Origin of the sequence: Marinobacter sp. (genome assembly GCF_035268745.1) — a bacterium.
Classification (GTDB): Bacteria; Pseudomonadota; Gammaproteobacteria; order Pseudomonadales; family Oleiphilaceae; genus Marinobacter.
This window is the reverse complement of record NZ_DATFKH010000193.1, coordinates 1-2,938: the sequence shown is the minus strand read 5'-3', so window position 1 is coordinate 2,938 and position 2,938 is coordinate 1. Positions and strand designations below refer to the sequence as shown.

Below are 2,938 nucleotides of genomic sequence, written 5' to 3'. Positions count from 1 at the left end.
TTGTGTACGCCCAGCATGGGCATGAACTAATGGGGTGAAAGTCCCCTGTGGGAAGATCACCGTTCAGCCGGTTTTACCCGATTGAACGCTAACCACTAGCGAATGGCAAGGGCCGATCCGCGAGGAAAGGTCTGGAGGAAGCCGCTAGCAAAACTGCGAGCTGATGAACAAGAACATCATATGAGGCGTAGGCCGGAGGCGAGTTGGCACAAGACAGCGAAGCCATGTGATCTAACGGCCACCGTAAATGATGCAGCAGTGCAGTGACAGTGCATGCTCTTATCTGGGGAGATCTGCTCAACCAGCGATCGGTTAATTACCAGTCAGGCCACTGGTCGATCAAGCCTGGGCGCAGCCGTTGCCATCGGCGGTTGCGAGCGAATGAGATGGACACCGATAGCGCCAGCGGGGGTAACCCTGCCGGTGATTGAGCAGAAGTCAGCAGCGGCCATAGTAGCCAAACGCCCGTCGTAATGGTCGGGACAGGGTGAAGGGCCTAACACCGGAAATAAAGGAGGAGCCTTGGCCGACTTGAACGCACGAATGCCGCCCGGCAATGACGTGACTCAGCGTACGGTCACGAAGCCAGCCTTTAGTGAAGATCTACTCGATGCAGTACTGCACCGGGCTAATCTACAACAAGCCTGGAAGCAGGTTCGAGCCAATAAGGGAGCGGCGGGCATCGATGGCATGACCATCGAGGAGTTTCCCGTCTGGGTAAAGGGCGGCCATTGGAGTGTGGCCCAGCAGTCGATTCGCTCGGGCGATTATCAACCAGCGCCGGTGCGGCGAGTTGAGATCGACAAACCGGACGGTGGCAAGCGCCAGCTTGGCATCCCGACGGTGACAGACCGGGTGATTCAGCAAGCCATTGCCCAGATCCTGATGCCCTTGTTCGACCCGGGATTCTCAGCGGACAGCTACGGCTTCCGTCCGGGCCGGAACGCGCACCAGGCGGTGCAACGGGTGCAGAGCATCCTCAAGGATGGGAGACGCTTTGCGGTGGATGTGGACCTGTCGAAGTTCTTCGACCGGGTGAATCACGACCTGCTGATGACGCACCTGGGACGCAAGGTCCGAGACAAGCGTTTGCTGGGATTGATTGCCCGGTACCTGCGAGCTGGGATTATCGATAGCCAGCTCTATCTGGAGAGCCGGGAAGGTGTACCACAGGGCGGTCCATTATCGCCTCTGCTGGCCAACATCATGCTCGACCCCCTGGATAAAGAACTGGAGCGACGGGGCCATCGGTTTGCCCGCTACGCGGACGACTTCACCATTGTGGTGAACAGCCGCCGCGCGGGCGACCGGGTGCTGGCCAGCATCAGCCACTTCCTCGAACACCGCCTGAAACTGACGGTCAACACTACCAAGAGCCGAGTAGTCAGAACCAATGACAGCAAGTTCCTGGGCTTTACCTTCAAGGGAACCCAGATCCATTGGCACCCCGATGCGCTGCGCAAGTTCAAGCAACGTATCCGGGAACTGACGAACCGGAACTGGGGTGTGTCGATGCACTACCAGCTTTTCAAGGTCAGCCAGTACCTTCGGGGCTGGATCAACTACTTCGGCATCGCCACCGGCTACCAACGCTGCTGCGATCTGGACCACTGGATCCGCCGCCGCGTTCGAATGGCCTACTGGCGACAGTGGCGAAAGCCGCGCACCAAAGTCAGGAACCTGATGAGGTTGGGTGTGCACGTGCAGGCCGCCGTGGCGTGTGGCATTACCAGCAAAGGCCCCTGGCGCAGCTCGAAGACGCCGGGTATTCAGCAGGCGCTGTCTAATGACTACCTGAAAGCCGAAGGATTGGCATCACTGCGCGATGGATGGATCAGGCTTCACCATTCCCGGTGAAACGCCCTGTGCGGAGCCGCCGGTCCGACGCATCGGTGCAGGGTGTTGTGGGGGCTAGGGGTTAGATACCCCCGGCTACCCGATTATGGCTCTGATGTAAGAATTTCAAAAACTGCAGCAAACCCACCCTCCAGAAACTTGGATATGAGGTAGGGGGCGATCACCCCCAACATTAACCCCCAGAACAACGAAAATACCAGTGCGTTTTCCTTTTTCGATTGGGAGGGCCAAGCAGGACTAAAGAGCGTAACGACGATGATCATTACAAGTGCCATCAAAGCAAAAACGTAGGCTAGTAATGGTGTGGCCCATGATCCGACCATGGTCGAGACCGTTACGATCAACGCTCCGATCAGTGATTTAACTTGAGGCTTTGCAAAATCCTGGAAACTAAACATACCTGCACTTACCTCTTGGCCAACTGCCATAACAGCACTTGCACTGAAGCCTCAGTGATTGCACAAAATTTGACAGCTTCATGATTACAGCCTTTTCAGACACCAGAATTCAAATCAAGGATCAATAAATCAAAAGCTTAGCCCACTAGCGCAACCAATGCCATGCAATCATCTGACATCGCCGACCTGCCTTACCGGGTCGCTGATACCTGCAGATTAAGGCTCTGGCACCGATATCGCTGCAATCCACCAGAACGACCCCATTTGCCCTCATCCTGATCCCCACAATCACGGCATAGGCGGCAAGATCTGGCGGTTTCAGGCAGGGTGTGCGCCTGAGCATTGATTTGCCCCAAAGCTGATGGGCAGGGTGTTGTTTGAGATCAACCGGGAGGTAGGCCAGGGTCTTTTCGAGCGCATTAACGTCAGCTTTTCATTTTGCCGTCCAGCGAAGGCCTTTTTATACAGTTGTATATACAGTACTATTGGCCCGCACCAACAGCGAAGCTCAACATGGCCATTTTGTACGGTATCGGTGTTACGCTTCGCTCTGAATGATTTATCCCGCTGACACTACATCCTGACGGGAAGCTGGCTCACAGGAGAACAGGCACATGGCTGTACAGGCACTTTATTTCTCGGAGAGGGACGGGCAGGACATGGCATTGAAGAACCCGGAAAAA

The 2,938-nt window shown here is 55.8% G+C and carries 2 protein-coding genes and 1 pseudogene; 1 reads left to right on the top strand and 2 read right to left on the bottom strand.

The window, feature by feature from the left end:
• Positions 1-522 precede the first annotated feature (522 nt).
• A complete protein-coding gene (ltrA, locus tag VJ956_RS13325; protein WP_324085529.1) occupies positions 523-1,857 on the top strand; it encodes a group II intron reverse transcriptase/maturase in 1,335 nt (444 codons plus the stop codon).
• A gap of 83 nt (positions 1,858-1,940) precedes the next feature.
• Here ltrA and VJ956_RS13320 read toward each other — a convergent pair whose 3' ends face one another.
• Both VJ956_RS13320 and VJ956_RS13315 read right to left on the bottom strand, forming a co-directional pair.
• A complete protein-coding gene (locus tag VJ956_RS13320; RefSeq protein ID WP_324085528.1) occupies positions 1,941-2,285 on the bottom strand; it encodes a hypothetical protein in 345 nt (114 codons plus the stop codon).
• A 191-nt stretch (positions 2,286-2,476) separates the two neighbouring features.
• Positions 2,477-2,658, bottom strand: a pseudogene (locus tag VJ956_RS13315) (IS1595 family transposase); the annotation flags it as partial.
• Between the last annotated feature and the right edge of the window lie 280 nt (positions 2,659-2,938).

Bases quoted from the DNA above. Each gene is read 5' to 3' on its own strand.
- VJ956_RS13320 (WP_324085528.1), bottom strand. From the start codon at position 2,285: ATGGCAGTTGGCCAAGAGGTAAGTGCAGGTATGTTTAGTTTCCAGGAT.